The organism is Xenorhabdus sp. NBAII XenSa04 (assembly GCF_963866145.1).
GTDB lineage: Bacteria > Pseudomonadota > Gammaproteobacteria > Enterobacterales > Enterobacteriaceae > Xenorhabdus > Xenorhabdus indica.
Map to the genome: position 1 here is coordinate 15,488 of NZ_CAWMEB010000090.1, position 24,668 is coordinate 40,155.

Genomic DNA, 24,668 nt, shown 5'->3' on the forward strand with positions numbered 1-24,668 from the left:
TGATAAAGTAAGAAATATTTAATATTCGTTAATGTAAGGAAAAATGTGGGATCTTTATGATTCACTTACTCTGAACTTATTCAATCCCGAATATATCAAAAATGGCAGCAGATAGAATAACGGTAATTTCCTCTATTAGACAATGTTTAGGTTGAAGGTGTTAGGGCGTTTATCTCAGAAAATGAAAGATTCAGTATTGCTAATGAAATCGCAGTACAACTTTATTGTACTGCGAATGATAGGGTTATTAATTAACGTCTTTTAGTTAATTATTAGCCTTGACGAGCCATTTCTTGCTTATGTTTGTTTTCACTTATCATAACAAACAACAATAGAATAACGGACAGGATGCTACCACCGACCATGATCATAAAGCCGCCATCCCAGCCTGCGAAGTCAACGGTGTAACCGACAATGGCGCTGGCTGCTACCGAGCCACCCAAATAGCCAAACAGGCCGGTAAAGCCAGCCGCAGTACCTGCTGCTTTTTTTGGTGCTAGTTCAAGAGCATGCAGTCCTATCAGCATAACAGGGCCGTAAATCAGGAAGCCAATCACCAGCATACAGATCATATCAACAGTCGGATTACCTGCCGGGTTTGTCCAGAAGACGATAGTGGCGATGGTAACAAGTGTCATAAAGAAGACACCAGTAGCACCACGATTGCCCTTGAACACTTTGTCAGACATCCAGCCGCACAGCAGCGTACCAGGTATACCTGCGTACTCATACAGGAAGTAAGCCCAGGACGATTTGTCCAGTGCGAAGTGCTTAACTTCTTTCAGGTAAGTTGGTGACCAGTCGAGGATACCGTAACGCAGCAAGTAAACGAATACGTTGGCAACTGCAATCATCCACAGCAGTTTGTTAGGCAGAACGTACTGCATGAAAATTTCTTTTGCCGTCAGTTCTCTTTCATCTTTTTCTGTGTAATCAGTCGGATAGTCGTTTTTATACTCTTCGACTGGCGGTAGACCACAGGATTGTGGAGTATCACGCATCAGAGCTAAGACGATCAAGGCAACCAGGATAGCTGCAAATGCAGGCATATAGAGAGCTGCTTTCCAGTCATTGAACCATGCCATACCTAGGAGGAATAGCAATGGAGGCAAACCACCGCCAACGTTATGAGCACAGTTCCAGATAGAAACAATCCTGCCACGCTCTTTTTGTGACCACCAGTGAACCATAGTACGACCACAAGGAGGCCATCCCATACCCTGGAACCAACCGCACAGGAACAGCAGAGCAAACATGATAGCGATGCTTGAGGTTGCCCACGGTACAAATCCCATAAATAACATGACGGCCGCTGCAAGTATCAAACCCGCTGGCAGAAAGACGCGTGGGTTGGAACGGTCAGACACGGAACCCATAATGAACTTCGAGAAACCGTATGCGATTGAAATACCCGATAGAGCGAAACCGAGATCACCTCTGGAAAAGCCCTGTTCTACCAAGTACGGCATTGCCAGAGCAAAATTTTTCCTCACCAAATAATAAGCAGCATACCCAAAGAAAATCCCCATAAAAATTTGCCAGCGCAAGCGACGATAGAATGGATCTATTTCTTGCGCAGGTAGCCGGGTTTTGTGGGGTGCCGGCTTGAAAATACTTAACATGTTTGTCTCCACATGACTATTTAGTATAAATAGTATGAACTAGTATGAGCGAATCACCACAGCTTACTAGTGATAAGCAGTAAACGAAAATTCGAATTGATTTTTTCTATACCGAAGGAAATGATAGCTAAAACAGGATCATACATCTATGAGGTATCGATAACATATAGATATAATTTCGTAAGGTTCGCAATTTTGAGCGATTTATGGATTTTTTGAAATATATTTTATTTTTATTATCGTGACTTACGTCACAATTAAAGATGTTTGTTTGTTATTTTTGAGCGCTTTTAGTTCGTTTGTGTTCTTTCGCACATAAAGGACTATTATTATTGAGGGAATTAAGATGTCGCTTTAATCATATGGGGATTATCTGCAAAAATATAAAAATTTTTAAACATATAGGAATGAATTAACAGTAATATTTTCTGTTTGTATTATTTCAATCGTTCACTATTTCTGTATTATGTTTCTTTTTTTAGCTATGGGAGTTATTTTTATTTACATGCTTGGCGTTTTTTATAACACAGTTACAAATAAAATGTTTGAATTCCTGTTTGGAAATAATAGATATTACCACAAATAGTTATTCATATTCATGAGATGGGTTTTCATGAAGACATGAATAGTTATTTATAAATAAAATACAATAATATCAAGACGATGAAGTGGTGTATAAGGCGTAATACACTCTATTCGTTAATAAGAATCCTATCCATTTATGGGTTGATTGTTTAATTAATAAAAAATTGCAAAAATATTAATTAATTAGTTATTAAATTTTTATGATACTTTTTGAAGTTTATTTTTTAAATTCAGTTAAAGTCAACATAAGGTATTTGTAGGATCTTGATGTGGACAATAGCTGGAATTTATTGACTAACAGCATAAATATCTCCATTCGTCATGAAAAATGATGATATAAAATGGAGAATAGAATGAGAACATCATTATGAATACTTACACACACAAGGCAATATTACACACAGCATTTACTGGGCAAAAATCCTCATTCTCCAATAACCCTGATATTAATATCAATAATATCAGTTACATGGAAAATAAACTCCAACCATGGTTTGATAATGTACCATCTCGATTAGCAAAATTGGCAAAAACCATGCCGAATGACACTGCTGTCTCGGATCAACATGGAACGCTGGCATTTGGTGAATTACAGAAACGGGTCATGAATGCAGCAAATGTTTTGCGTTGCCATGGTGTCACAATGGGAAGCAATGTTGCTATTGCAGCTGAGAGAGGTATCCCATGGTTTATCACTATGTTGGCGGCCTGGCAGCTTGGCGCGGTATACATTCCTCTCAATACTATGATGCCGGAAAAGCGTTTGAATGATATTCTCGCCAGTTTGCCGGAAAGTATTTTGGTATCTGATGATACAGTATCCATGGGACTGAAAGCATCAACACATATTCCTTTGGAACTGCTTTCAAATACTGTCGGGAAAGTAACAGAACGTATTGATCTGCCTGAGCTAGGTGATCATCCGGCCTACGTGATGTTTACATCCGGCTCTACCGGGCTGCCAAAAGCTGTACAGGTACAGCATGACAATCTGGCAGCCTGTTTGTGTGCATTTGGGAAATTGCTGTCGGTCAATCAAAACGATCGTATGCTTGCACTGACAACTTTCTCTTTTGACATTTCAGTGCTGGAGTTATTGTTGACTGTTGTTCATGGTGGCAGCATCTACATTACATCAATCGATACCCAACGTGATGCGATGGCGTTGTCTCAGACACTGTCAGATCCTCAATTTACACTTGCTCAAGCAACACCAGTCACTTGGTCAATGGCTTTGAATGCGGGCTGGGAGCCTCGCTCAGATATGAGTATGCTCTGTGGTGGAGAGGCCCTGTCACAAGATCTGGCAGATCAACTGACTGCTTCTGGTGGAACTTTATGGAATGTTTATGGCCCGACGGAAACTACAATCTGGTCGACAGCATTCTGTATGAGAAAAGGGGATAAGGTGCAATTAGGTGGGCCAATCCCCGGCACCAGTATCACAATTGTGGATAAGTATTTATATCCTGTACCTAAAGGAACTGTAGGAGAAATCCTGATTGGTGGGTTGGGTGTGACAGCCGGATACCGCAATAATCCCACTGAAACCGCTAAACGATATGTTCCTGATGTAAAACAAAAAGGTAGAAGGGCGTATCTGACCGGTGATATGGCACGTATGCTTGAAGACGGTTCTCTTATTTATATGGGAAGACAGGATGATCAGGTAAAAGTACGTGGTTATCGCATCGAATTAGGTGAAATAGAAATCGCATTGAGAAAACAAAGCGGTGTTCAGGATGCCATCATCCGTGTGGCAGGAAGTGGTGATCTTGCCAGAATACAGGCATTCGTCTTGTTTGATCCTAATATGGTTGTACCGGATGAGTGGGTTCGGGAGACTCAGTTAGCATTAAGGGAACGCTTACATGAAGCCTGGATACCTACTGAATATTATCGTATCCCCTATATCCCTTTGACGAGCAGCGGCAAGCGGGATAGAAAGCGTTTGGAAGAAGTGGCAGAACGTCTGAATGCCAGCTATGACATTGTGCAGCCTCAGACAGAAACTGAAAAACGGGTTTATGCTATCTGGCGTGAGCTGTTGGCGGTTGACGCCTTTGGCATTACGGATGATTTCTTCCAGATTGGCGGGCATTCCATCTTGGTTGCCCGCATGGTAGAGCATATTGAAAAAGCATTCTCACTCAGAGTCCCCATTTCTGGTATCTATGTTGAACCCACTATTGCCAGAATTGCGGCTATTCTGGATGAAATGATCGAGGTATATAAAAGTCATCCTGCTCAACTTGCAGAAAATTATCACAGTGAAGCACTTATCCAGCAACATGCAGAAACACTGAGAAAAGATGTTTACCTGAAAGAAAGCGTGCGCCCGGATGGGTTACCTCATGCAAACTGGTATAAACCTGATACCGTATTGCTGACGGGAGCTACCGGATATCTTGGCTTACATCTATTGGAACAATTGCTGAAACAGACTTCGGCTCAAATTATCTGTCTGTGCCGTGCTGCTGATGAAAAACATGCACGTGACAGGATCAAAGCTGGCTTTGTAAATTACCAGATTGATGTGGGTAATGAGCTTGATCGCGTAGATTTTGTAATAGGAGATTTAGGGCAGCCTCGTTTCGGTCTGTTGCCGGAAACCTGGGAGAAACTTGCGCAAGATGTTGACGTGATTTATCACAATGGTGCGTTGGTTAACTTCATTTATCCTTATAGTGCACTGAAAAGTATTAACGTTGATGGCACCAGAACCGCACTGGAATTTGCCTGTACTTCACGCCTGAAACACTTCCACTATGTTTCTTCCGTGAATGCCTTGTTTGCGACTGAATCACCTCGTCCATTTATGGAAGATGATCGTGCTATGAGTGAAACAGTACGTGATCCTTCCGGTTACTCCGGTAGCAAGTGGGTATCAGAAGGGATCATTAACATTGCCCGTAATCGGGGCGTGCCAGTGAGTATTTATCGTCCCGGTTTGATCCTTGGGCATACCCGTACTGGTGCTGCACAGGGGAATGATTATCTTGTCGCATCCCTGAAAGGTTATCTGGCAATGGGATTCTACCCTGACCATGCGTTGCTGCTTGACATTATACCGGTTGATTATGTTGCTGAGTCATTGGTGCATATCTCTAAGCAGCCTGAATCTGCCGGGAAATTCTTCAACTTGTTTAACCCTGTACAAGTCTCTATCCGGCAGTTCTTCGATTGGGTGCAGGAATTTGGTTATATTCTCAACCCAGTGCCCTTCAATGAAGGGAAAGAGAAAATTCTTGCTTTGGATGACTCGCATCCGCTGTATCCATTGATCCCATTGATTCGGGATATGGCAGAGAAACCTTATCGTGCATTGGACCCTGCTTATGTTCATGAAATCCAGCCAGAGTTGGAGTTGAAACAGACAATGGCAGCATTGGAAGGAACAAATATTCAGTGTCCGGTAATTACATCTGAATATGTCCACCAGGTATTGCGTTATTTGATAGGTACTGGATTCTTGCCACGGGTACTGTCAGAAAGCTACAAACAGGAGACTTTATCATGCAGCAACTAACAGGAAATGAAACTGAGGTTTGGATGGTTGTTATTAACATTAAAAAGCAGTACTCGATTTGGCCTGATGAATCTCTGATCCCAATTGGTTGGATGGCAACGGGTAAGAAAGGTTCTAAGGAAGAGTGTCTTAACCATATTGCGAGTATATGGCCTGAACCAACAAAACAAGTCGTTGATGTCCATTAAGAATGATGGATGAATGTGAATAGATAATATTATTTTATGGAGGGCATGGTCTTGAGAGGCCATGCCTATTTATTTTCCCATCATTTTTTTCTCTTTTATTCCTCTCGGTTATTAAAAAATGCTCAAGAAGTAGTGACAGTTCTCACGATATTAATTTTTTCCCTCTCTTACTATGCGTTTTAAGTTCGTTTTTGTTCCTTATCAAACAATTCTCGCAGATTTTGAATATATCTTGATTATGCCAACCAACATAAAATCAGAGCGGGTTTCCCCGCTCTGAAACTGATGGCCGTTCTGAAACTGATAGCATAGTCTCGCCTCATCAATACAACCAATCTTTACCCATGCGATCTGCTGCCAGAATTGCGGCATAGACTTGTTCCGGAGTTACGGTAAATGGCATATTGTGAATCGTTTCCCCTTCGGCACAACTTGTGATAGCAACCTGCATTATTTTTTTGTGTAGATTCTCATTCTCCCGTAGGCCAAGTTGCTCCAGTGTAACCGGGAGGCCGACTTGTACACAGAAGTCGAGTACTGTTTCTAACTCTTCACTTGGGCTATTTTCCAATATCAGTTGTGTCAACGTGCCGAATGCCACTTTTTCACCGTGATACAGATGGTGGCACTCTTCCAATGTGGTAAAACCATTGTGAATGGCATGGGCAGCGGCAAGCCCTGCGCTCTCAAAACCAATTCCACTATGGTAGGTGTTGGCCTCAATAATATTTTCAACTGCGGGTGTCATAACGCCGGCCTCTACTGCCAGTTTCGCTTTATAACCTTCTGCCAGCAAAGTGTCGTAGCACAGTTTTGCCAAAGTCAGCCCAGTCAGAGAAGTTCCGCCACCAGCCATGGTCAGGTTGTGGGCTGTACTACTGGCACGTGCTTCAAAATAAGTTGAGAGAGCATCTCCCATACCTGATACAAATAGGCGGACAGGGGATTTGGCAATAATATTGGTGTCTACCAACACAATATCGGGGTTTTTGGGGTAGAGCAAATAACCATCAAATTTTCCCAATTCTGTATATAAGACGGAAAGTGCACTGGTGGGTGCATCTGTTGAGGCAAGAGTCGGAGAAAGAATAGTCGGCAACTTCGCGTCGTGTGCCACTGCTTTGGCAGTATCAAGCGTTTTTCCACCACCAATTCCAATCACAGCCTGGCACTGGTTATTTGATAAAATGGCTGACAGGCGTTGTATTTCACTACGGCTGCATTCACCGTTAAAAACTTCAAAGTGGCTGGTTACCTGGTGTTCTTTCAGGCTCTTACTGACAGTATCTCCAATGAGATTCATCACAAAATTATCAGCAATCACGAAAACATGGTCAGCAAGTATTTTAGTATATTGACCGATGTGGGATATCGCATCTGGTCCTTGGATATATTTGGATGGAGACTGGATCACTTTCAGCATAAGAAATATTCCTTCTTCACTGGAAACCCGATGTAGACTGTCACAACGTTGGTGTGTGGCAGGTTATCAGTGGCTTCGGATAAAAGTATTTGTTTGCCTGTCCGCCACCACTATACGACAAAATATACGGGTAGGTGATGTGCAATAGCAGAAAATGAGGGATCTATGAGGAAAAACTGAAAGGAAATTTGCGCCCTGATTAACTTAGGACGCAATGCTGTTTTAACGGGTTTTAGCCAGTGTTTTATCTACTGAATATGAGAAAAAGAACTTGAGAATAAGATTCAGCAAAATACCATAAGCGGGCAGGAAAAAGAGCATGCAAATAAACAACTTAAATGCGTAATCTACTAATGCAATTTCTACCCAATGTGTTGCCATAAACGCATCCGTACTGCGATAGAACGCAATAAAGAAAAATGCCAGTGTATCAAGCATATTACCGAAAAACATGGCAGCAGCCGGTGCTATCCACCACCGTTGTTTTTGACGCAGTCGGTTGAAAACCCCAACATCCAATATCTGACCAAGAACATAAGCCATAAAACTTGCTGCTGCGATGCGGGCAACAAACAGGTTAAACGTTCCTAAAGCTAAAAATCCCTGCCATGTCCCCTGAAAAAATAGTGCGGAGATAAGGTAGGAGATCAGCAAGGCCGGAAGCATGACAGTCATAATAATTCGGCGTGCCAATGGGGCACCATAAATACGCACTGTTAAATCTGTTGCCAGAAAGATAAAAGGAAATGTAAATGCTCCCCAAGTGGTATGAAAACCGAAAATAGAGACAGGCAACTGTACCAGATAATTACTGGAAGTGATGATCAGAATATGAAAAAGAGAAAGCCAGATTAACACAGATACTTTCTGCTGCGTGGCTATTTGCTGCGTAGCTAATTGGAACATATTATACCTTTTTACTGAATGGGGTGAGGGAACCCAGAAACCAATTTTCCCTAAATAATCAGGGAGGACAGATCATACGCTGGCTGAACAACAAAAGCAAAATGCAGCGATTGGCAATATTATGTAATATAATCCGTCGCTATAGATTGTTTGAATTCACAGAGATTGTTATGTCCGATTTTTTTGCTAACCCTGATAAAACGCTTGATACACAGGGGTTGCGTTGCCCGGAGCCGGTAATGATGGTACGTAAGACTGTCCGTCATATGGATGCAGGGCAGACGTTATTAATCATTGCTGATGATCCGGCGACTACTCGCGATATTCCTGGTTTCTGCCGTTTTATGGAACATACGCTGATTGCTCAGGAGACGACGGAAACGCCATATAGATATCTAATCCAAAAAAATGAAAATATTATATGATGATACTGGTAGAAAAATAAACCCGTGCTAAGCTTATTAGTATGGGACTTGGGAATGAATGTTTATCACCTCACTAAGTGCCATATTTCCTTTTGTCTTAATAGCAATCTTGAGTAACTGTAGTGTTATTTTGAAAAGGTGCTTTCTTTGCACCTTTTCAATTTGTTTTCTTCACTATTTTTTATGAGTTGTTAACTATCTTATAAAGTACAACCTTTTAAATAATAATATGGAATAAATTTTAAAAAATCATAAAAGATATCAGTGAAGTCAATTTTCCATATCTTTAGCAATACTTGAAAGATATAATAATCGGTTGAAATAACGTTAATAACTCTCCTTCCCAGTTGATCGATGCCTGATTGATCTTTCAAACACTATCAGAATTTTTAATTTATATCCCCACTCATATTATGAGCAGGGGGTTCTTTCTCTAAATTATGTTTCACTACTATTTTTGTATCGGACTTAAATGGGATTGAATTCATCTTTGGGATTTAATTCGCAGCAACCGAATAGCATTTGCTGTCACTAATGCTGTAGCACCTGAATCTGCTAATACGGCCATCCATAACCCAGTGATCCCAAATAGGCTGGTGACCAAGAATATCGCCTTCAAACCTAATGCAATAGTGATATTTTGACGGATATTGTAGTGTGTTGCCCGCGACAGAGTAATAATTTCTGTCAAACCCGTTAACCGATTGTGTGTCAATGCAGCATCGGCTGTTTCCAGAGCAACGTCAGTACCACTGCCCATCGCTACCCCAATACTGGATGCCTTCATAGCAGGAGCATCGTTGATGCCATCACCGACCATCATTGTGTTGTGCTTTTCATTGAGTCGCATTACCGCTCTGACTTTGTCTTCTGGCAGTAGTCCTGCACGATAATCAATACCTAATTGACCCGCAATCGCCGCTGCTGCACGAGGGTTATCACCGGTCAGCATCACAGCATTGACACCTTGTTGCTTCAGAGACTGAATAGCTTCAATAGCATCCTGACGTAAGGTATCCTGCATAGCAATCAGGCCAATAAATTGCTCATCTTTTACCACGGCAACTGTTGTTTTTCCACTCTCTTCCAGTTCAATCACTCGCTGTTTCCATTTTAGGGATAACGTATTTTCAGGGAGTCGTTCTGGTGCCGAGACCAATATTTTTTGCCCTGATAATTGTCCTGCAACCCCGATACCTGCCAGTGCCTTACGGTTTTCTGCTTCAATAACAGTGATACCTTTACTTTCTGCCTCGTTAAGAATGGCTTTGGCTAATGGGTGATGGGAACCACTTTCTACGGCACTTGCCATGGCCAGTAATGTTTCTACTCTCATATCTTCTACAGGTTCAATATCTGTGACCTGAGGTTTCCCTGCAGTCAGCGTGCCTGTCTTATCCAGTGCAATAGTGGTGACTCTACCGAGTTGCTCTAACGCAGCACCGCCTTTGATGAGCGCTCCACGTCGGGTTGCAGCTGCGAGTGCAGAAGTAATGGCTGCGGGGGTTGAGATAACCAGTGCACAGGGGCAACCAATCAACAACAGAGTCAGACCGCGATAAATCCAGGTATCCCATGGCTCAGCAAGAAATAGAGGAGGTATTATCATGACCAGTGCCGCGAGCAAAATAATCAACGGCATATAAATACGGCTGAATTTATCAATGAAACGTTCAATCGGTGCCCGGCGTTCTTCTGCCTCCTCAATCAATTGCAGAATACGGTCAATGGCATTGTGTCCGGGTTCAGACATGACTTTCATTTGCACCGCGCTATCAACGGAAAGAGACCCCGCTGCGACTTTTTCTCCTTGCTTGCGTTCAACAGGAATAGACTCACCTGTCAGAGCACTTTCATCGAAACTGGCGAACGAGTTAAGGAGCTCAGCATCAGTGGGTAAACGGGCACCAGGAGAAATTTCGATGATATCGCCTGGACGTAACTCGGCGGCAGGAACAGTTTTCTTTCCGCCATTTGTTACGAGTAATGCTTGCTCAGGCACTAATTCCATCAATGCACTGACACCACGGCGGGCACGACCTGCGGCATAGGATTCTAGAATTTCTCCTAGCTTGAACAGCAAGATTACCATTGCAGCTTCTGAAGTAGCATCAATGAACAGCGCACCAATAGCCGCCACGCTCATTAGTGATTCAATAGCAAAGGGAGTTCCGGAGCGAAACAATTTGATGGCTTTGGTTGCAATAGGATATAACCCAATCAACACCGTTGTAATGAAAGCAATCTGCCCGGCGGGTGCGCTGATTTTCGCAATGCCTGCGCTGATAATCATTAATACAGCAAGAGTGAGGATCGGGGAGAATGTTTTCCAGAAGCTCGTCGCTGGTGGAAGTTTAGAAATTGAGTCAGTTTCTTTGATTTCGAAACCGGTTTGTTTGACCGCCTGAACAACGGCAGCACGAATATCGGAATCAGCATCTACGACCAGCTTTTCTGTTGTGAATAGCACCTTGACCTGTTTGGCTTCAGGAATTTTTTTCACGGCATTTTCAATTTTTCCTGCGCAGCTTGGGCAGTCCATGCCATGAATAACCCAGTTGAAGCGCTGGCGGGCAGTGAGCTCAGGAGGTGTTGTATCTTGTGTGACATGAGCGTGATCGAATGAGCAAGAACCACTATTATGATGTGTATGTTTTTTGTCGTGAGCATGGTTTTTTTCATGCTCATCAGGTCGTTTATGCTTTTTATCATTAGAATGTGAACGTTTACTTACATTTTTAATGTTGGCAGAACCTTGAAGGACTCTCTTTGGGGTGGGGATAGAGCCACTTTGTAATTGTTTATGTTTTTTTAAAATAGAGAACATAATGGCCTCTCAATGATGTTGATTCAGGTTGATTACCATTAACTCTACACTTTGGAGTTGACTCCAGAGTCAAACCCCAAAAGAGAAATTTCTTTGATGAATTGTGCTATTTGACATTGAGAGCATTTCGCTCACCTTTGGTGAGCGAAAATAGCGAAATAAATAATATCTCAGTACAGAATTAAATAATTAGTGAACGAATAATCAAAAAATGCCCGATAAAACGACAGGTTGCCACGATTGCTTTTGATAATTTAAAAGGGAAACGATATTGGTCAATAATACTAATACTATGTGCAAAGAGAAGTAAAATGGCTCCGGTCACGGCGGAAAAACGGCTTGCGTTGCCGAGTGCAAAATATTGTTCTCCTGCAACCCAAACCATGATGAGCACCATTATCCAGGTATCCAATACCCGCCAACGTAAAGTATCGAGACGTCTCCAGACAATAAGCATGACCACGATACCGACAACCAGCAAGATCAATGGCAATGGGAAGAAGAAACTGAATTCCATATGTAAGGCAAAGCTGATTGTATAAAGCAAATAACTCAAGAACAGCGCGACAAATGAGAATAGTAAATACTTACTGGGGAGCATTCGGAGTGAGTCAGAAAGTAAAGAAACAATAAGACCGGCAATAATGAAATAGCCTGTTGCTTCGAGATTTGGTGCCTGAAATGCCCAAAATAGTAGAAGTAACATCGTAACAGGGTAAAATACCCATTGTTGCCATCTGACGCCCCGATAGGCCGCATCAATGTATAACCAGCCAGAAAAAAACACCGCAAGAAATGGCCAACTCATATTTTTCCTTTCCTTAAATGTTCAATGCCTGTTTTATCAGGCATTGCTGTTTATGATGGGGTGAAGAGAGAGTACCAATTTTAATTCGATATTAACGATACAACCTGAAATCTATAGGGCATAAAATATAATTTGTTATTTTTTCTTCAGACGCATTTTTTTCTGCCAGGCCAATAATTCAAATACGCCAAAAAAGAAGATCTTAGTTTGTAAAAGGCCGGAAAGTTTTTGGTCTTTAGGCTGGGAATGTTTTAACAATAGCAGTTGGAAAGCATGCATGACCACCGTAAAAACCATAGCGATATCCATAAAGTATTTCAATGGCTTAGGGAAAGGGTGAATCAGATTGAGGATCATGATACCCCAAACACAAACCATAATTGCTCTTCCTAATTGAATAAACATTATTGACTCCAGAATCGTATTTAAGTAGGTCAAGCCGAAAATTACTAACGGCGGATATATAATCGGTATGCAACCTGCCCGGCAATTTTTTCCCGGTGTAAGTGCCAGTTTGTAGGAACTTCTGTCGCGGCAGATTCAGATTCTGCTTCGACATAAACCCAACTCACCTCAGCCAGCCATCCGTTAGTTTCCAGTAACTTGATGGTTTCCGTCAGCATTCCTTTGCGGAAGGGAGGATCAAGAAATACGACATCAAAAGGCGTGCCAGATTGATTGAGATATTGCAGAGTATTGCCTTGCACAACATTGCCGTTTTCTGCTTTCAATAAAGCTAAATTGTTCGACAGTTGTTTTGCCACGTTGCGATCGTACTCAATCAAAGTAGCGTTGTTTGCATAGCGCGATAAAGCTTCAAATCCAAGGGCTCCACTGCCGGAAAAACAGTCCAGACAGCGAGCGCCTTGAATGACCGGCATTAACCAGTTAAATAATGTCTCGCGAACACGATCTGTTGTCGGACGTAACCCTTCACTATCTGGAACTGGTAATTTTCTTCCGCGCCATTTCCCGCCAATAATGCGGATTTGTCCCAAAGGTGTGCGCTGTGATTTTTTAGTCATAGTTTACATAACTTAAATATTTGTTATCGCCGTGATGTAACTTCCCGTCTATTGGGTATAGGCGGCAGATACAAAAAGCGAAAATCAAGAAACCCATTGATTAATTTACCACGAAATCCTCAATAGAATATGTGTTGTGGTCTGATGAAAATGTTAGACTGGATTTTATCATCATTAGAACCTATCTCAGTAGGCGTAATTGTTAAAATATAAAGCGTCTATTGGGCTGGGTTCTTGGCTTATCCCTATATGAGTTCATGATCTGACAAAAGGTAAAGCAATCAGCTTAATGGGATGGGTTGTTACAACGCCATAATTAACCGCGAGGAGTGTAGTGGCCGATGGCAAAAGAGAAAAAAAGAGGTTTCTTCTCTTGGTTCGGACTTGGTCGTCAGGAAAAGAAACAACAAGAAGAACAAATTGAAAAAGAAAAGCGAGTAGAGGAAGAGACGGAACAGCAGCGTCTGGCAGAAGAAGCGGCCCGTCAGGCAGCGAAAGAAGCAGAGCAACAGCGTCTGGCAGAAGAAGCGGCCCATCAGGCAGCGAAAGAAGCAGAGCAACAGCGTCTGGCAGAAGAAGCGGCCCGTCAGGCAGCGGAAGAAGCGGAGCAGCAACGTCTGGCTGAAGAACAGGTTTCTCTACCTAAAGAGCAGGAACGCCCGACCAAAGAAGGTTTCTTTGCCCGTCTGAAAAAAAGTTTGGTAAAAACCCGCCAGAATTTAGGAGCCGGATTTTTCGGATTATTCCGTGGCAAAAAAATTGATGATGAACTGTTCGAAGAGTTAGAAGAACAGTTATTGATTGCAGATATTGGTGTTGAAACAACTCGTAAGATTATCAACAGCTTAACCTCTCATGCCAGCCGTAAGGAATTGAAAGATGCGGAAGCGTTATACACAAAACTGAAAGAAGAAATGTCCGGTATTCTGGCAAAAGTTGATAAGCCGCTGGAAATTGAAAGCAAATCGCCTTATGTCATTCTGATGGTTGGTGTGAATGGCGTTGGTAAAACGACGACAATTGGTAAATTGGCGCGCCAATATCAATCTCAGGGGAAATCCGTCATGCTGGCTGCGGGGGATACTTTCCGTGCTGCGGCGGTAGAACAATTGCAGGTTTGGGGAGAACGCAACAAGATCCCGGTGGTTGCGCAACATACTGGTGCGGATCCAGCGTCTGTTATCTTTGATGCTATTCAATCAGCTAAGGCCAAAGGTGTTGATGTTCTGATTGCAGATACCGCAGGACGCCTACAGAACAAATCTCACCTGATGGAAGAACTGAAAAAAATCGTGCGAGTAATGAAAAAGCTGGACGAAGAAGCGCCACATGAAATTATGCTGACTTTGGATGCCAGCACAGGCCAAAATGCAGTCAGCCAAGCTAAACTATTCCATGAGGCGGTTGGATTGACCGGTATTTCACTAACCAAATTGGATGGTACAGCGAAAGGTGGTGTTATTTTCGCTATTGCTGACCAATTTGAAATTCCGATCCGTTATATCGGTGTTGGAGAAGGCATTGAAGATCTCCGTCCATTTAAGGCTGACGATTTTATAGAGGCTCTTTTTAGCCGAGAGGATTAACTATCAATGATTCGCTTTGAACAGGTCAGTAAAGCCTATCTGGGAGGACGGCAGGCGCTGCAAGGGGTGAATTTTCACCTGCTTCCAGGAGAAATGGCATTTTTAACCGGTCATTCAGGAGCGGGTAAGAGTACGCTTTTGAAACTTATCTGTGGTATTGAGCGTCCGAGCGCAGGTTATCTCTGGTTTGGGGGACATGATATCAGCCGACTGAAATCCCGCGAGATCCCATTCCTGCGTCGTCAGATCGGTATGATTTTTCAGGATCACCATCTGTTATTGGATCGTACCGTATACGAAAATATTGCAATGCCACTGATTATCTCTGGAGCCAGTGCTGAAGATATTCGTCGGCGGGTATCGGCGGCGCTGGATAAGGTTGGCTTGTTGGACAAAGCGAAAAATTTTCCCATTCAACTCTCTGGAGGAGAACAGCAGCGCGTTGGCATTGCCCGCGCTGTTGTCAATAAACCGACTGTCTTGCTGGCGGATGAACCGACGGGAAATCTGGATGGTGAACTATCTGAGGGCATTATGCGTCTGTTTGAAGAGTTTAACCGAGTCGGTGTGACGGTTCTTATGGCAACGCATGATACAGCTCTTATTGAGCGAAGAAATTACCGTATTCTGACGCTGAATCAGGGACGTATGCAAGGAGGGCATCATGGCTAAGCATGTTCGTCATTCTGCAAAAAGAATAACGGCTTCCAAATCCCGTTCCAAGTCATTAAAAGGGGGCTGGCGTGTACAATCACGTTATGCGTGGAAAAGCACCCTGTCGGATATGTTACGTCAGCCACTAGCAACATTGTTGACCATCATGGTTATTGCTATCTCCCTGACATTGCCAAGTGTGTTTTACATTGTCTGGAAAAATGTTAATCAGGCTGTAGAACAATGGTATCCCGTGCCACAGCTTACGGTTTATCTTGATAAATCGCTGAATGATGTCAATTCCAATCAATTGATTGGCGAGCTGAAAGCCATGGACGGTGTGAAATCGGTAAATTATTTATCCCGTGAAGACGCTGTGAATGAATTTCGCGCCTGGTCTGGATTTGCTGGCGCATTAGATATGCTGGAAGAAAATCCGTTGCCCGCGGTAGCGATTGTCTCTCCTAAACTGGATTTTCAAAACTCACAAGCATTAACAACACTGCGTGACCGTGTGGCACAGTTGAAAGGCATTGAAGAAGTCAGAATGGATGATAGTTGGTTTGACCGCCTTACGGCTCTGGCTAACCTCGTTGGCCGAATTGCTGCGGTGATAGGTATTCTGATGGTAGTTGCCTTGTTATTGGTCATTGGTAACAGCGTTCGTTTAAGCATCTTTAGCCGTCGTGAAACCATTAATGTGATGAAACTGATTGGGGCAACAGATGGGTTTATTTTGCGTCCGTTTCTCAATGGCGGGGTATTGTTGGGAATTCTGGGGGCAATTTTTTCTTTACTTCTTTCATACTTGCTGGTTTGGAAACTTTCCAGCATCGTCACAGAAGTGGCCAGTGTTTTTGGTACAACCTTCAGGCTGCATGGACTGAGTTGGGATGAATCACTATTACTGATACTGATTTCAGGTATGATTGGTTGGATGGCTGCATGGTTTGCGACTATCCAGCACTTACGTCGTTTCAGGCCAGAATAGGACTATTTTGTTGGACATTAGATGAACTTTTGGGCTTAATTAAGGTCGAAGAAACTGTTACTGATTTGTGTGCGTTTTCATACAATGCAGACAATTTGAATATGATTTCCACGATGGTAGAATAGATACATCTTTGGCTTGAATAAATCTTATTGATTGCTTCGTGTGAATTCGAAAAAACATCAATTTGGTTCTTAGTTTGAGAGAATTTGAATGACAAAAGAAATGCAAACTTTAGCATTAGTTCCACAAGGTAGTTTGGAAGGATACATCCGTGCTTCCAACGCTTATCCCATGCTCTCTGCAGAGGAAGAGAAGGAACTGGCGGAAAGGCTGCATTACCAGGGAGATCTGGATGCAGCAAAACAGCTGATTCTGTCTCATTTGCGCTTCGTTGTTCATGTCGCTCGCAGTTATGCTGGTTATGGTTTACCGCAAGCGGATTTAATTCAGGAAGGCAATATCGGCCTGATGAAAGCGGTTCGTCGATTTAATCCAGAAGTGGGCGTGCGTCTGGTGTCTTTTGCTGTTCATTGGATTAAAGCAGAAATCCATGAATATGTATTGCGTAATTGGCGTATTGTGAAAGTCGCAACAACAAAAGCGCAGCGTAAGTTATTCTTCAATTTGCGTAAGGCTAAACAACGTTTGGGCTGGTTCAATCAGGATGAAGTTGAGTTAGTTGCCAAAGAATTAGGAGTGACCAGTAAGGACGTTCTGGAGATGGAATCTCGTATGTCAGCGCAGGATATGGCATTTGACATGTCATCGGATGATGACAACAGCCATGACAGCCAACCCGCTCCAGTGCTATTTTTACAGGATAAGGCTTCTGATTTTGCGGATGGTATTGAAGAAGATAATTGGGAAAACCATGCTGCGGATAAACTTTCTGTAGCAATAGAAAAGCTGGATGAGCGTAGTCAGGACATTATCCGTTCCCGTTGGTTGGATGATGACAATAAATCTACTTTGCAAGAACTGGCTGATAAATACGGTGTATCCGCTGAACGGGTACGTCAATTAGAAAAGAATGCCATGAAAAAATTGCGAATGGCGATTGAAGCCTAATGTAATTGACAATTGGCTGAGCATGAAGATTTTTTCATGCTGAATACATACGCTAGTGGATTAAAAGGCGATAAATTTATTTATCGCTTTTTTTATACATACTATTTATGTGCGTAGTGTAGTTTTTAAAGACAAAGCCAATGGTGATAAGAATAAAATGACAACAGTTTCTGCATTTGGTGCCATTACTGCATTGGTTGTTGCCATTGTGCTAGGCCATCTACCACATGGCAGTTTTTTTCATTTGTCTCAACCTTAATCTTTGGTGTATTTGGTTTTACTGGCTAAATTTTTGTCGGCCGAATATATAGGGGAGAGAGGAAATAGTTATGAAGATTGTGATTGCACCAGATTCATTTAAAGAAAGCTTAAGTGCCTTACAAGTAGCAGAAGCGATAGAACAGGGATTTCGGGAAATTCTTCCGCAGGCTGATTATATTAAGCTACCGATGGCCGATGGCGGAGAAGGTACAGTAGAATCGCTGGTGGCTGCGACAGGAGGGAAACGTATCACATGTGCAGTTACTGATCCTTTGGGGAGAACTATTGAGGCTTTATGGGGGCTGCTAGGCGATGGAAGAACCGCAGTTATAGAAATGGCAGCCGCTTCAGGTTTGCACTTAGTGCCGTTGGAACAACGTAATCCTTTAATAACAACAACATATGGCACTGGAGAGCTGATCCTGGCTGCGTTGGCGCACGGAGCACAAAATCTAATTTTAGGTATCGGTGGCAGTGCCACCAATGATGGTGGTGCAGGAATGATGCAAGCACTTGGGGCAAATTTATGGGATGGGGATAACCGCATTCTGCCATTTGGTGGAGCAGCATTAACACGGTTGGAAAGCATCGATCTTTCGGGTCTTGATCCCCGGCTCAAGCAATTGAAAATTGCTGTAGCTTGTGATGTCAATAATCCATTATGCGGTGAGTCTGGAGCATCTGCGGTATTTGGCCCACAAAAAGGAGCGACAGCAGAAATGGTTAAAATACTAGATTCAGCCTTATTCCATTATGGAATGAAAATTGAAGCGGCAACAGGCAGACATGTGATCGATGCTGAAGGGGCAGGCGCTGCGGGAGGTATGGGCGCTTCTTTACTGGGTTGTCTGGGTGCAAAATTACAATCAGGTGTTGAGATTGTGATTGAGACTCTGAAGTTGGAAAAGATGATTCAGGATGCAGATTTAGTTATTACTGGTGAAGGTCGTATGGATAGCCAGACTATATATGGCAAAACGCCTATTGGCGTTGCGCGTATTGCCAAGAAGTTCGGTATTCCTGCTATCGCTTTAGTGGGAGGAATGAGCAAAGACTACCATATAGTCCACCAACACGGTTTGGATGCTGTATTTTCTATTATCCCCGAAGTTTGTACTCTTGCTGATGCTCTGACTAATAGTGTTGATAATCTACGGGTATTGGCACGTAACATTGCGACGGTTTGGAATATGACTGGTATAGAAAAGAAAGCAGATGCCCATTGAAGAATGGATAAGTACTTGAGAGGAGTCAGAAGCCCCCATATTTTGGGGTTTGGCTCAAGCTTAATGGCAGGCTTCTGACAGTGGATTATTTTGACCATTTAACAACCATTTTTCCCTATAATTGTTTCGGCCATGGGAATGTATTGGGTATCGAGTTTATTAACAGAATCTTCCTTGTTATTCTCTTCAAAGCAGTCTTCAAAGAACCATGAAATACGGGTCTCCAGCTTCTTACTAATGGCAACCAAATGAGTGACATTAATTCGATTGGTTCCCCTTTCATAACGTGAAAGTTGTTGCTGACTAATGCCAATTTGTTTAGCTAATGCCGTTGCTGTGATACCCAACTCTTTCCTTTTAATGTAAATACGTTTTCCAATTAACATGTTTGCATCTTCCATATCTTATCCTTTTATTTTCAAATCAGTAAGTTATGGCGTTATCAAGGATAATTGCCCTAGAGCTTCAAAATGGCTTAAATTTACTTCGCCACTGTGCGTAACATAGGGCATACCTTGACGGGTTTAATACCATTCACGGTATGCCCTATTGTTACACCTGATCCGCCGTTTTGTTTTCCGACATGAGCCTTGTTTTTTTTAATGAAATAACCTTTCTTATTAACGTCTTGTAAAAAAAGAACCTTTACTGAGACAAGGTGTACTCTTCCATGATGCAAACCACATTCTCTATTTTGTTGTTACCTTGCATCTTGCAACTACTTTTCCCCCGCAATTGAGTAAAACAACAGGCTGTTCTCTTCATATGAGGAATAATGAAGAGGGCTTTAAACGTTAATTTTGCTATTTATTTTTATTTAATATATTGAATAAAAAGTATTTTTTTTAATTTAATCAATAAAATTATCAATATATTGTTCTTTTATAGAAAATCGCCATTATTTTGTATTTATCTATTTCATTAAGATCTTTCATTAGGTTAGAAACTAAACAAAATATACCAAACTGTTCTGTTTGGATTTATAATCTAGATTTGCGATTTGAAATAGAATTAAGCTCTACAAATACAAGGTGGACTGATATTAACTCTGGGTGATTTGGCTGCTATCGATTTCGAGTAAGTAACAATTTTTCATTACCAATACTATTTAAAAGGAATTAACTATGTGAATAACAAAAAAAATTCATATATTATAATAAATTAAGTGGAATGAGATTTGATATGTAATGAAATTTGACTTAAGTAAAGTTATATAGGATTATGTTTACAGTTTGGTATAAAAATGTTTCGTTTTTGAGTTAAATTTTATTAATTTTAGTTAAGTAAATAGATTTTAATCTTTCATGGCATTACTATTGCCACATCATCTATTTTCTATTAGAAAATATTACTTATAGAAACTTTTCCTACTGAATAATTTTATCTTTCAAGAAAGTAACAACTCACTCGCATTTTTGAATACTGAGAGGCAGCTTGTTTTTTTGCCTGTAATACTATAGCGTTTTTTATTTTTTAGTATAAAAACAAGAAGATATTAATTGTTACATAAAAAGCATATTTTTTATCAAATTTTACGTGTTTATTTTATGCTCTCTATTTTCAGAGAATTTGTTTACTTAGAGATTTTCTTATTGGATATGTTAAAGGAAGCCAAAAGATTCTTATTTTAATCTCGTTATTTAACAATTTGTTATTGCTATAAATAGGTTTTTTTGTGAAGTTATGTGATGTTTATCAGTTTTTGCATATTATACTGGATAATAAATAAACCTTATCTATTTTCGTTTGTTTTTTCAGTTTGCAGTACATGATGATTGGCTGAGGGAATATTTTGTAATAAAAAATTAAATTTTTTATCTAAAGATAGAGTTTCTTAATTTCTTTCATATCTGCAATGATCTAAGAAACTGAAAAAGTGTTTATAACTGTTCACCCTTTAGCATAAAACAGAAATATTAGGTTATAACAAAGTGAGGAGTTTTGTCGGTAATTATTTAATAGTAAAGGAGTTATGGTTTTCTTGGTAGGTTTAGTGTTTTTCAAACTCTCTGGTTTGTCTGGTTAATGTAATAGCCAGATAAACCAGAGAATATAAATGCAGTGCGTCAACTTCATGAAGAATTGTTATAGTTGTGACATTATATTAATAAAATTATCAATATTAAGTAATAGGTTTAATATCTTCATCGGATGACTTTACTCTGGTTTTTTGAAAAAATGTTGAAATAAAAATAAGAAATCTTCTAAAAAAATAGTGCTCAATTTTGAAACTGAATTTGTCACTATAATATATTGTGTTATGGGAAAATTTCCATAATTTTGAAGTTTTATGCTAGTTTTATTTAAAATAGACTGCTTGATATCTTGATATTTAAATTATTATATTGCATCATCATTTTTAATGAGTATATTATAATATCGAAAAAACCTTGTTATATTGTGATTGTTATGAGTGTAAATATCTTTCCCAAGATTTTTTTATTGGAGTATAAGTAATATAATTAGATCTTCAGAGGATAGAATAGTAATACAGAATATTTTTAAAGAGAAATTATTTAATTAAATCATATTATGGTAATCGAAAATCAGTAAAGAGATAAAAATATTAATTATTTAAGTTAGTTACATTAGTCGTCTGATCTTAAATTAATCAATATTAAGTAAACTTAAAGATATATTTGGTAATAATATTAAATTTATTTCAATAATTTCATTTTTGACAAAAATTTGGTGTTGATTAGGAATATTATTTATTTTTCTATTGGACGATAATTTTGAACGTGGAAGATCAATTTTTTACTCTGATGCTGTCTAATCCAGACTGTTAGTTTTTCATTTCAGCAGCACAAAAATTAGTATCGATATCGGTATTTTTTAGAATGCTATAAAACAGAGAGAAAACTATTGTAATTATTACGAATTAATATTACTTAGTATATTATTAATACGAACAGTCATTGGTTTTGTCTCTGAATTTTTGTCATCTATAAAATAGATTTAAGTTAATGAATTAATTTAAGGGAAAGAAATGAGAATTAGAAAAACTTCGTATGTTGATCGTGTTTATCTCCAAATTAAAAATAAAATTACTAATAATGAGTTTAAACCAAATGAACAACTATATGTTTCTAAATTAACTGATCAATTAAATGTTAGTTCTACTCCAATTAGAGAGGCGCTGAATAGACTTTTGCATGAACAATTTGTCATTAAAGGTAATAATAGAGGGTTCTATACACGAAGCCTGGACTATAAAGAGCAATTAGAATTGGTTACTTTACGCGAAATATTTTTGTTATCTATAATTAAATTATTTTTAAACAAAACATCTCAAGAAAATTTAAACGATTTTTCAAAAAAAATTGAGGTTTTGATAAGCAAAGAAACCAATTGTAATGATGAAAAAATAAAAAATGTTGACAGTGAATTCACTATCTTAATACTCAATGCTATAAATAATAATGAACTAAGTAGATTGTATATTAATTGTATAGAAAGAAGTAGTTATCTATGGCATACTTTCATAAAACAAAATGCAGTATATTTCCTGGATATGTACAAGAAATTATTATTTTATATAAAAAAACGGGATTTATCGAATAGCGAAGGAATTATAATGGAGATTTTTGATAAATTAAAGAATAGTAAACATATAGAGTTGTTGTGTTTGGTTAGTGATTAAATGTTTTTCAATTAAACATAATAAAAAATATATAGAGAGATGAGACAATAATGTCTCACCCTATTTTATACATGAATAACAGGTTTTCTCCCTATATAGTAAACTAAAAAGGTATGAAGGTATCGGGTGATCTGTTTCTTTCCGTTTCAAATCTAAAATCCTGTAGAGAATATTCTTTATCAGCTAATTGAATAGCTTTCTCAATACTCATAATAAGAGGCAGATTAAATATTTCTGTTATTTTAAATAGACGTTCTTTTATTGTTCCACTAATAATATAATAGGGTATTTCTAATTCATCTAGGGTTTTTAATAACATACTGTCACAATAATCTCTAAAGTTTTTATTCATTGGACGATGACCATCTTTTTTTAATGGAAGCTCGTTCTTTAAATGGATGAATACATCGAATGTACTTTTCACATGTTGTTTGAAAGCATGTGCATACTGATTAGTAACCTGTTCAAAAAATATCATTTCTGGAGAAAGACTTGATCTGGGAACTGGATCCAGATGTCCTTCTTGGTTGGGATTCATCCCATACTTAACACGGGCAGCAGCATAAATCCATTCTTGTAACGATGAACCATCAGAGACGAAATTATCTTTTAGTAGTGCTTCATGTATCGCCCTACTGGTGTGCCTTCTCATAGCTAATTGTAGAAATTCAGCAGGAGTACATTGTGCCAATCGTTTTCCGGGAACAGCATAAGGCATTATTTCACGAATTGTTTTTGCCAGGGTACGAGGATAACCAGTTAAGTGAGCTAACGCCATAACTGTTCTTGTTTTACCGGATGAATAAGTTCCTGAGATAGCTAATTTCATACCATATTTCCTATTATATATCAGAAGAAGTTGGTAATTTATGTCCTAGTGAACACTTTATTTTTATTCCTGAAAAATTCCCTTCAATATCTACATATCTCCAATATTCACCTCTAACTTTTAGTTTATAAGTAGAAGTAATACGTGTTGTAGCATCATAATTGGATTGGAAATTTCTAGTAGGTGTTGGAGCTTCGATTTCGGTTCTCAACATCCACAGTGTTTCACTATCTTTTCTATTAATATGATCAAGTTCATACATTAATACTTGAGCTAACTGTAGATTAACAACAAAACAGTCAACATAAGTGGCAGAAGGTTGGTAGTGACCATCAATTCCATTTACTGAATGATAAAATTCAGGAATATTTAATTTCACTTTTGCTGAAGCTATGTGGTTTTCACTATCGTAACTTATATTTTGGAGAGATTGTCCACGGAATTTAAAAATGTCCCCATAATAACGTGAATTACTAGGCTCAAGAATATCTGCTGGAGATCTATAGAAGCCATTTTTACAAATAATCTCTGCTACAGGATGTTCTATCTCACAACGTGCTTCCATTTTTCCTATTTGACAATCAAAAATGGAAATCATGGTAACATCATTTGATTTTAATTTTGATGTGGAGTTCCAAGTGATCTTGGCTGAAATATTATCAAGATCTTCTTGTGGAGTGGTTCCTGATTTCAACTTTAAACTTTTCAACCACATTTTTTTACAATTAAAGGAGTCGAATTGAAAACTATGTTTCAAGAAAATTTCACAGAATTGAGTACTTAAAATTAGTGTATCAATACTACTGAGATGTGGAGGTAAGTTTGTATTTTTTTTCTTAGACCAGTCTAATGGATATTCGACTGATAAGAGTGAAATTAATTTTGGATAGTTATCTCCTGAATGATTAAATTGTATATCAATATTCTTAATATTATATACAACACGTCGGTATCCCATGCCAAAAAAACGTGTTTTACTATCACCTAAATAATCATCAATTGAATGACATAGAAATTTTGAATTCATAGCTATTTCTCTTTTTTATATAAATGATGCGGGTTTAGTTAA

General features: G+C 39.6%; 19 protein-coding genes. 9 read left to right on the forward strand and 10 right to left on the reverse strand.

Going from position 1 to position 24,668, the window contains the following annotated elements:
* Window positions 1-272: 272 nt before the first annotated feature.
* A complete protein-coding gene (glpT, locus tag AAC147_RS04685; RefSeq protein WP_047679198.1) occupies window positions 273-1,622 on the reverse strand; it encodes a glycerol-3-phosphate transporter in 1,350 nt (449 codons plus the stop codon).
* Window positions 1,623-2,574: 952 nt separating this feature from the next.
* Here glpT and AAC147_RS04690 point away from each other — a divergent pair.
* Window positions 2,575-5,736: a thioester reductase domain-containing protein gene (locus AAC147_RS04690; protein ID WP_047679201.1), complete on the forward strand. Its 3,162-nt coding sequence runs from the start codon at window positions 2,575-2,577 to the stop codon at window positions 5,734-5,736.
* Window positions 5,724-5,924, forward strand: a complete 201-nt coding sequence (locus tag AAC147_RS04695) for an MbtH family NRPS accessory protein (RefSeq protein WP_047679202.1) — start codon at window positions 5,724-5,726, stop codon at window positions 5,922-5,924. The genes AAC147_RS04690 and AAC147_RS04695 overlap by 13 nt, the downstream gene beginning before the upstream one ends.
* Window positions 5,925-6,246: 322 nt before the next feature.
* Here the strand turns inward: AAC147_RS04695 and AAC147_RS04700 are convergent, their stop codons facing one another.
* Together AAC147_RS04700 and AAC147_RS04705 are read right to left on the reverse strand one after the other, a co-directional pair.
* Window positions 6,247-7,347, reverse strand: coding sequence for a glycerol dehydrogenase (locus AAC147_RS04700; RefSeq protein WP_047679204.1), 1,101 nt, complete (start codon window positions 7,345-7,347; stop codon window positions 6,247-6,249).
* A 222-nt stretch (window positions 7,348-7,569) separates the two neighbouring features.
* Window positions 7,570-8,253: a 7-cyano-7-deazaguanine/7-aminomethyl-7-deazaguanine transporter gene (locus AAC147_RS04705; protein WP_047679205.1), complete on the reverse strand. Its 684-nt coding sequence runs from the start codon at window positions 8,251-8,253 to the stop codon at window positions 7,570-7,572.
* 170 nt (window positions 8,254-8,423) lie between these two features.
* On the opposite strand from AAC147_RS04705, the gene tusA reads away from it, so the two are divergent.
* Complete coding sequence (gene tusA / locus AAC147_RS04710) at window positions 8,424-8,678, forward strand: sulfurtransferase TusA (RefSeq protein WP_047679482.1); 255 nt, start codon at window positions 8,424-8,426, stop codon at window positions 8,676-8,678.
* A gap of 484 nt (window positions 8,679-9,162) precedes the next feature.
* Here the strand turns inward: tusA and AAC147_RS04715 are convergent, their stop codons facing one another.
* From AAC147_RS04715 to rsmD, 4 genes are all read right to left on the reverse strand, one after another.
* Window positions 9,163-11,505, reverse strand: coding sequence for a zinc/cadmium/mercury/lead-transporting ATPase (locus AAC147_RS04715; RefSeq protein WP_047679207.1), 2,343 nt, complete (start codon window positions 11,503-11,505; stop codon window positions 9,163-9,165).
* Between the two features lie 181 nt (window positions 11,506-11,686).
* Window positions 11,687-12,313: a lysoplasmalogenase gene (locus tag AAC147_RS04720; protein WP_047679209.1), complete on the reverse strand. Its 627-nt coding sequence runs from the start codon at window positions 12,311-12,313 to the stop codon at window positions 11,687-11,689.
* 135 nt (window positions 12,314-12,448) lie between these two features.
* Window positions 12,449-12,718: a DUF1145 family protein gene (locus AAC147_RS04725; protein ID WP_047679210.1), complete on the reverse strand. Its 270-nt coding sequence runs from the start codon at window positions 12,716-12,718 to the stop codon at window positions 12,449-12,451.
* A 44-nt stretch (window positions 12,719-12,762) separates the two neighbouring features.
* Window positions 12,763-13,338 (reverse strand): 16S rRNA (guanine(966)-N(2))-methyltransferase, encoded by a 576-nt coding sequence (rsmD, locus tag AAC147_RS04730; RefSeq protein ID WP_047679211.1) that lies wholly within the window; start codon window positions 13,336-13,338, stop codon window positions 12,763-12,765.
* A gap of 341 nt (window positions 13,339-13,679) precedes the next feature.
* Between rsmD and ftsY the strand changes: the two genes are divergently transcribed.
* The 5 genes from ftsY to AAC147_RS04755 all read left to right on the forward strand — a co-directional run bounded on the left by ftsY (window position 13,680) and on the right by AAC147_RS04755 (window position 19,127).
* A complete protein-coding gene (gene ftsY, locus AAC147_RS04735) occupies window positions 13,680-14,924 on the forward strand; it encodes a signal recognition particle-docking protein FtsY (protein ID WP_047679212.1) in 1,245 nt (414 codons plus the stop codon).
* A 6-nt stretch (window positions 14,925-14,930) separates the two neighbouring features.
* Window positions 14,931-15,596 carry a cell division ATP-binding protein FtsE gene (gene ftsE / locus AAC147_RS04740; protein WP_047679214.1) on the forward strand — a complete coding sequence of 222 codons (666 nt, stop codon included), beginning with the start codon at window positions 14,931-14,933 and terminating at the stop codon, window positions 15,594-15,596.
* The gene (ftsX, locus tag AAC147_RS04745) at window positions 15,589-16,569 is read left to right on the forward strand and encodes a permease-like cell division protein FtsX (RefSeq protein WP_047679216.1); all 981 of its coding nucleotides are present in this window, start codon (window positions 15,589-15,591) and stop codon (window positions 16,567-16,569) included. The genes ftsE and ftsX overlap by 8 nt, the downstream gene beginning before the upstream one ends.
* A gap of 213 nt (window positions 16,570-16,782) precedes the next feature.
* Window positions 16,783-17,640, forward strand: a complete 858-nt coding sequence (gene rpoH / locus AAC147_RS04750; protein WP_047679218.1) for an RNA polymerase sigma factor RpoH — start codon at window positions 16,783-16,785, stop codon at window positions 17,638-17,640.
* Between the two features lie 329 nt (window positions 17,641-17,969).
* Window positions 17,970-19,127 carry a glycerate kinase gene (locus AAC147_RS04755; protein ID WP_047679220.1) on the forward strand — a complete coding sequence of 386 codons (1,158 nt, stop codon included), beginning with the start codon at window positions 17,970-17,972 and terminating at the stop codon, window positions 19,125-19,127.
* Window positions 19,128-19,225: 98 nt separating this feature from the next.
* On the opposite strand, the gene AAC147_RS04760 is transcribed toward AAC147_RS04755, so the two are convergent.
* A complete protein-coding gene (locus tag AAC147_RS04760) occupies window positions 19,226-19,528 on the reverse strand; it encodes a helix-turn-helix domain-containing protein (RefSeq protein ID WP_047679222.1) in 303 nt (100 codons plus the stop codon).
* 2,588 nt (window positions 19,529-22,116) lie between these two features.
* Between AAC147_RS04760 and AAC147_RS04765 the strand changes: the two genes are divergently transcribed.
* The gene (locus AAC147_RS04765; protein ID WP_052189390.1) at window positions 22,117-22,770 is read left to right on the forward strand and encodes a GntR family transcriptional regulator; all 654 of its coding nucleotides are present in this window, start codon (window positions 22,117-22,119) and stop codon (window positions 22,768-22,770) included.
* Window positions 22,771-22,873: 103 nt separating this feature from the next.
* Here AAC147_RS04765 and AAC147_RS04770 read toward each other — a convergent pair whose 3' ends face one another.
* Entirely contained in the window at window positions 22,874-23,599 is a 726-nt protein-coding gene (locus tag AAC147_RS04770; RefSeq protein WP_052189391.1) for an AAA family ATPase, read from the reverse strand.
* Window positions 23,600-23,612: 13 nt separating this feature from the next.
* The gene (locus tag AAC147_RS04775) at window positions 23,613-24,626 is read right to left on the reverse strand and encodes an AvrD family protein (protein ID WP_047679224.1); all 1,014 of its coding nucleotides are present in this window, start codon (window positions 24,624-24,626) and stop codon (window positions 23,613-23,615) included.
* Window positions 24,627-24,668: the final 42 nt, after the last annotated feature.